At 56.8% G+C, this 6,531-nt stretch carries 3 protein-coding genes, 2 tRNA genes and 2 rRNA genes (1 of these 7 running past the window's edge); 1 reads left to right on the forward strand and 6 read right to left on the reverse strand.

Going from position 1 to position 6,531, the window contains the following annotated elements; genetic code table 11:
• Positions 1-27: 27 nt before the first annotated feature.
• Positions 28-489: a DUF2721 domain-containing protein gene (locus BXU06_RS10580; protein ID WP_077299361.1), complete on the forward strand. Its 462-nt coding sequence runs from the start codon at positions 28-30 to the stop codon at positions 487-489.
• On the opposite strand, the gene BXU06_RS10585 is transcribed toward BXU06_RS10580, so the two are convergent.
• The 6 genes from BXU06_RS10585 to BXU06_RS10610 all read right to left on the reverse strand — a co-directional run.
• On the reverse strand, positions 490-2,208 hold the full coding sequence (locus BXU06_RS10585; protein WP_171982191.1) for a methyl-accepting chemotaxis protein: 1,719 nt from the start codon (positions 2,206-2,208) through the stop codon (positions 490-492). It lies immediately after the preceding gene.
• A 218-nt stretch (positions 2,209-2,426) separates the two neighbouring features.
• A complete protein-coding gene (locus BXU06_RS10590) occupies positions 2,427-3,947 on the reverse strand; it encodes a fumarate hydratase (protein WP_077299365.1) in 1,521 nt (506 codons plus the stop codon).
• Positions 3,948-4,114: 167 nt separating this feature from the next.
• Positions 4,115-4,190: transfer RNA gene (locus tag BXU06_RS10595), tRNA-Glu, on the reverse strand.
• A gap of 3 nt (positions 4,191-4,193) precedes the next feature.
• Positions 4,194-4,270 (reverse strand) — tRNA-Arg (locus tag BXU06_RS10600).
• A 65-nt stretch (positions 4,271-4,335) separates the two neighbouring features.
• Positions 4,336-4,449, reverse strand: a 5S ribosomal RNA gene (gene rrf, locus BXU06_RS10605).
• A gap of 109 nt (positions 4,450-4,558) precedes the next feature.
• Positions 4,559-6,531, reverse strand: a 23S ribosomal RNA gene (locus tag BXU06_RS10610); it runs 915 nt beyond the window's last position.

Consider the following 6,531-nt stretch of genomic DNA (forward strand, 5'->3'; position numbering starts at 1 on the left):
CAGCCTGCTGCTTGCTTGCCCATTGCCATGCATATTGAAATCAATACTCCCGCCCTGTTGTTTCCAGCCATCTCGCTGCTGCTGCTGGCGTACACCAACCGCTTTCTCGGCCTGTCCAGCACCATCCGCTCACTGCACCACGAATACCAGCAGCGCCCAGACCCCAAAATCCTGGGCCAGCTGGACAATCTGCGCCATCGGGTGGCGCTGATTCGCGGCATGCAGATCAGCGGCACGCTGAGCATTTTTTGCTGTGTGATCAGCATGGTGCTGGTGTTTGTCGGCTATGGCGAAGCCGCCACCTGGGTGTTTGGCAGCAGCCTGCTGCTGATGAGTCTGTCGCTGGCCTTGTCGCTGCGTGAGCTGTTTATCTCCGGCCATGCGCTGACTATTTTGCTGGCCGATATGGCCGAACCTCTGGCAGCTCACCATCAGCGCGAATCGTCGCGCCCGTGGCGGCGGCCAGAGGAGGATGAACCGCCCCCTTAATCAGCTGGCCAGCATGTCGTCGGTAGAAATCGCCATGCGCAGCGCCCCCCAGTGGCGGCCATTCACCTTCACCGGCAAGGAGATTTCCGACAATACCTCGCCCGTATCCCGCGAATAGGTTTGCAGCAGGAAAGGCTTGGTATTGCGCGCCGAGCGCAGGCCAATCGGGTCATCGAAACGACGCTGGTGACGGCAGTGGGCAATATCCACGGTCAGATTGCCGGTTTGCGGCTGGGCAAAGCGGCTTTGGTGGGTAGGCGCATAGCCTTGCAAGTCCACCAGGCAGGTGGCCACGCACTGCGGAATGGTCTGGGCGATTTCATCCAGCAAGGGTTGCAGTGCGCGGTGAAAAGCCTCGGTATATTCCAGGCGGAACTTGGGCGGTGCGCTGCCCGGCACGGGCTGGTACTGGCTGTCAAACAGGTTCAGCCCCTGCTGGGCAAAACCGTTCAGCTGCTGCTCCACCCGCTGGCGGAAACCGCCCAGCCTGGCCACCAGCCCCTCGACCACGCCATCGCCGGTGGTGAACGAACCGACCACTTCCTGTACGTTTTCTGCGGCAGCATTCATGTCGTGGGTGGTTTTTTCGGCAGCGCTGACCGCCTGCATGATCTCGGCGGACAAACCATGCACCTCGGCCACATGGGTGGTGATTTCACGGTTGCGCGTGGCCAGCGCCTGCATGGTGTCGGCCATCCGGGTCAGCCGCTGGGTGGTCAGCTCAAAATCGCCCACCAGGGTAGAAAAATTGCCCGAAGCACGGTCAACCACCTGCTTGGTCACTTCAGTGGTGCGCACAATACCCTGGGTTTCCACCAGCGTTTCGTCTACCTGGCTGACCATATGCTTGATATTGGCAAAGATGTCTTCGGTGGCGCGGCCCACCCGTTCGGCCAGCTTGCGCACTTCATCGGCCACCACGGCAAACCCCCGTCCGGCCTCACCCGCGCGGGCAGCCTCAATTGCGGCATTCAAGGCCAGCAAATTGGTCTGTTCGGCCACGTCCTTGATCAGCCCGGCAATCAACTGAATATCGCTGGACTGATGCGACAGCTCGCTGACGGTTTGAGAAAAGCGCTGCATGGCCTGGCTCATGTCGTGAATATGCCGGGTAATGTCGAGCAGTTCGCCGTGGGAATCCCGTGCCAGTTGCAGATTATTCGCCGTCTGCCGGGAAATCGCCCCGGTTTCGCCAGACATTGCCTCGACATCCGTGGCGGTGGCCGTGCTGAGGGTACGCACCGAGTCAGTCAGTTCACGCTGGGCCTGGGCATGGCTGGAAACCTTGCGGCTCATCTGCACCAGCCGGGCGGATTCCACTGCCGTGTGGATGGCCAGTTGGCGAATGCGGTTGATCATGTCGCGCAGCTTGCCCTGAAAGCGGTTATGCCCGGTGGCCAGCTGGCGGATTTCATCGTGAGTGTATACCGGCACATCCTGCGACAGATCGCCCGTGCCTTCACTGTGCTGATCCAGCAAGGCGGTGATTTCCCGCAAGGGGTGGACGATCAGGTGGCGCAGATACGCCACCCAGACAAACATGGCAATGGCCAGCAGCAGCAAGCCAGCACCGATCCAGCGCGTCAGCAACGGATCATCCAGCTGCCAGAGCAGATAGGCCGTCAATAGTGCATGCGGAATGAACACCATGAACACACTGAGCAGTTTCTTGCTCAGGCTATTAAAAAAAGTCTGTTCAATTTTCCGGTAGAGAGCCATATTTTCCAAACGTTGAAAGAGAGTTTGTGCCATACCACTTCCTTTTCCTGCCTGCCAGCTGCTACGCTGATTGAGCGTATCACTGCCGCGCGGCGCTGAACAGGCAAACGTTCGAATGCATTAATTTATGATTTAAGTATAATGTCCTCAGCAAAAGCACAAAAACAAAACCCGTCAGGGTTTGACCTGACGGGTTTGCCGGGAAGGGGATTAAGCGTTTAGCCTTGCACCACCGGAATTTTGCCAATACGGGCTTGCCATTCTTTCGGGCCGGTTTCATGCACCGACGTGCCGCCGGAATCCACCGCCACAGTGACTGGCATGTCCACCACGTCGAACTCGTAAATGGCTTCCATACCCAGGTCGGCAAATGCCACCACGCGCGACGCTTTGATCGCCTTGGACACCAGATAAGCGGCACCACCCACCGCCATCAGATACACCGCCTTGTGGTCCTTGATGGCGCTGATGGCAATCGGACCGCGCTCGGACTTGCCCACCATGCCCAAGAGGCCGGTCTCGGCCAGCATCTGGCGGGTGAATTTGTCCATGCGGGTAGCCGTGGTCGGACCCGCCGGGCCCACCACTTCGTCACGCACCGGGTCAACCGGGCCAACGTAGTAAATAAAGCGGTTGGTAAAGTCCACCGGCAGGGTTTCGCCCTTGTTCAGCATGTCGGTCATGCGCTTGTGCGCAGCATCGCGGCCCGTCAGCAGCTTGCCGTTGAGCAGCAGGGTTTCGCCTGGTTTCCAGCTGGCCACGTCTTCACGGGTGACGCTGTTCAGATCCACGCGGCGAGCCTGGGCCGACGGCGTCCAGGTTACAGCCGGCCAGTCATCCAGATTGGGCGCTTCCAGCTGGGCAGGGCCGGAGCCGTCCAGAATGAAGTGCACATGGCGGGTGGCGGCGCAGTTGGGGATCATGGCCACCGGCAGGCTGGCGGCGTGGGTCGGGCAATCCTTGATCTTCACGTCCAGCACCGTGGTCAAGCCCCCCAGACCCTGGGCACCAATACCCAGCGCATTGACCTTTTCATACAGTTCGATACGCAGTTCTTCTGCCCGGTTTTGCGCGCCACGGGCAATCAGCTCCTGAATGTCAATTTCTTCCATCAGCGCTTCTTTGGCCATCACCATGGCTTTTTCGGCAGTGCCACCAATGCCAATGCCGAGCATGCCCGGCGGACACCAGCCCGCGCCCATTTGCGGTACGGTCTTGATCACCCAGTCCACAATGCTGTCGGACGGGTTGAGCATGACAAACTTGGTTTTGTTTTCCGAACCACCACCTTTGGCGGCGATGTCCACTTCAACGGTATCACCCGGCACGATTTCGTAATGAATCACCGCCGGGGTGTTGTCCTTGGTGTTTTTGCGCGCGCCCGCCGGGTCGCTCAGGATGGAAGCACGCAGTTTGTTGTCCGGGTTGTTGTACGCGCGGCGAACCCCTTCGTTGATCATGTCGGTGACGCTCATGCTGGCATCGTCCCAGCGCACGTTCATGCCCACGCGCACGAAACAGGTGACAATCCCGGTGTCCTGACAGATTGGCCGGTGGCCTTCGGCACACATCCGGCTATTGGTCAGAATCTGGGCGATCGCATCTTTGGCGGCCGGGCTTTCTTCGCGTTCATACGCTTTGCCCAGGGCCTGGATATAGTCCTTGGGATGGTAGTAGGAAATGAACTGCAAGCTGTCGGCAATGCTGTCGATGAGATCCTGCTGGCGGATGGTGCTCATGCGCTACGCTCCTCTGGTTTGTCGATTGTGTGAGTAATCAGCAGGCGGCATTTTACTCGCTAAGCCGCACCATCGGGTCATTGCGATGCAGGGAATTATGTCGGGAATAGAAAATCCCCAGGCAGAAATGCAAAAAAGCCTGGATTGACCAGGCTTTTTTACTGATTTGGCGTCCCCACGGGGATTCGAACCCCGGTTATCGCCGTGAAAGGGCGGTGTCCTAGGCCTCTAGACGATGGGGACATCTGGCGCACCCGGAGCGATTCGAACGCCCGACCCTCTGGTTCGTAGCCAGATACTCTATCCAACTGAGCTACGGGTGCGTAACAGCATTTCATCATCGGCATGAAGCCGATAAGGTGAGGAGGTGATTTTCCTCGAATAAGGAGCCTGGCGTTGACCTACTTTCACACGGGTAATCCGCACTATCATTGGCGCGAAGCGGTTTCACTGTCCTGTTCGGGATGGGAAGGAGTGGGACCCACTTGCTATGGACACCAGGCATAAGCTGTCGTGCGCTGCATTGCTGCAACACACCAAAACGGGAAGAGTAACTTCAGTCATCAACTGGATCAGATCACATCTAAAACACCTGAAGCATCGCGGCTTATAGGATCAAGCCGCACGGGCAATTAGTATTGGTTAGCTTAATGCATTACTGCACTTCCACACCCAACCTATCAACGTCCTGGTCTCGAACGACCCTTCAGGGCACTCTAGGTGCCAGGGAAGTCTCATCTTAAGGCAAGTTTCGCGCTTAGATGCTTTCAGCGCTTATCTCTTCCGAACTTAGCTACCCGGCGATACGACTGGCGTCATAACCGGTACACCAGAGGTTCGTCCACTCCGGTCCTCTCGTACTAGGAGCAGCCCCCTTCAAACTTCCAACGCCCACTGCAGATAGGGACCAAACTGTCTCACGACGTTTTAAACCCAGCTCACGTACCACTTTAAATGGCGAACAGCCATACCCTTGGGACCGGCTACAGCCCCAGGATGTGATGAGCCGACATCGAGGTGCCAAACTCCGCCGTCGATATGAACTCTTGGGCGGAATCAGCCTGTTATCCCCGGAGTACCTTTTATCCGTTGAGCGATGGCCCTTCCATTCAGAACCACCGGATCACTATGTCCTGCTTTCGCACCTGCTCGACTTGTGGGTCTCGCAGTTAAGCTACCTTTTGCCATTGCACTATCAGTACGATGTCCGACCGTACCTAGGTAACCTTCGAACTCCTCCGTTACACTTTGGGAGGAGACCGCCCCAGTCAAACTGCCTACCATGCACGGTCCCCGATCCGGATGACGGACCAAGGTTAGAACCTCAAACACACCAGGGTGGTATTTCAAGGGCGGCTCCACAGAAACTGGCGTCTCTGCTTCAAAGCCTCCCACCTATCCTACACAAGTCTGTTCAAAGTCCAATGCAAAGCTACAGTAAAGGTTCACGGGGTCTTTCCGTCTAGCAGCGGGGAGATTGCATCTTCACAAACATTTCAACTTCGCTGAGTCTCGGGTTGAGACAGTGTGGCCATCGTTACGCCATTCGTGCGGGTCGGAACTTACCCGACAAGGAATTTCGCTACCTTAGGACCGTTATAGTTACGGCCGCCGTTTACTGGGACTTCAGTCAAGAGCTTGCACCCCATCATTTAATCTTCCAGCACCGGGCAGGCGTCACACCGTATACGTCCACTTTCGTGTTGGCACAGTGCTGTGTTTTTATTAAACAGTCGCAGCCACCTTTTCACTGCAACCCCATCGAGCTCCGGACGCGAGGTCCTTCACCCTACCGGGGCACACCTTCTCCCGAAGTTACGGTGTCAATTTGCCGAGTTCCTTAACCCGAGTTCTCTCAAGCGCCTTAGAATTCTCATCCTACCCACCTGTGTCGGTTTGCGGTACGGTCAATTGTGAGCTGAAGCTTAGAGGCTTTTCCTGGAAGCATGGGATTACTCACTTCAGTGCCGTAGCACCTCGTTATCACGCCTCAGCATTGGCCCACCGGATTTGCCTGATGGACCTGCCTACACGCTTGAACCAACTATTCCAACAGTTGGCTGAGCTACCCTTCTCCGTCCCCCCATCGCACTCACAATCGGTACAGGAATTTTAACCTGTTTCCCATCGACTACGCATTTCTGCCTCGCCTTAGGGGCCGACTCACCCTACGCCGATGAACGTTGCGTAGGAAACCTTGGGTTTTCGGCGTGCGGGACTTTCACCCGCATTATCGCTACTCATGTCAGCATTCGCACTTCTGATACCTCCAGCAGCCTTTACAAGCCACCTTCGCAGGCCTACAGAACGCTCTCCTACCATATGTACAGAGTACATATCCGCAGCTTCGGTTACATGCTTGAGCCCCGTTACATCTTCCGCGCAGGACGACTCGACCAGTGAGCTATTACGCTTTCTTTAAATGATGGCTGCTTCTAAGCCAACATCCTGGCTGTCTAGGCCTTCCCACTTCGTTTACCACTTAGCATGTCATTTGGGACCTTAGCTGGCGGTCTGGGTTGTTTCCCTCTTGACACCGGACGTTAGCACCCGATGTCTGTCTCCCAGGCTCGTACTTGACGGT

The organism is Aquaspirillum sp. LM1, from assembly GCF_002002905.1.
Lineage (GTDB): Bacteria > Pseudomonadota > Gammaproteobacteria > Burkholderiales > Aquaspirillaceae > Rivihabitans.

What these genes read in the sequence shown, in the direction of transcription:
- BXU06_RS10580 (WP_077299361.1), top strand. Translation starts at nt 28, where the DNA reads ATGCATATTGAAATCAATACTCCCGCCCTGTTGTTTCCAGCCATCTCG.
- BXU06_RS10590 (WP_077299365.1), bottom strand. Translation starts at nt 3,947, where the DNA reads ATGAGCACCATCCGCCAGCAGGATCTCATCGACAGCATTGCCGACAGC.
- BXU06_RS10585 (WP_171982191.1), bottom strand. Translation starts at nt 2,208, where the DNA reads ATGGCTCTCTACCGGAAAATTGAACAGACTTTTTTTAATAGCCTGAGC.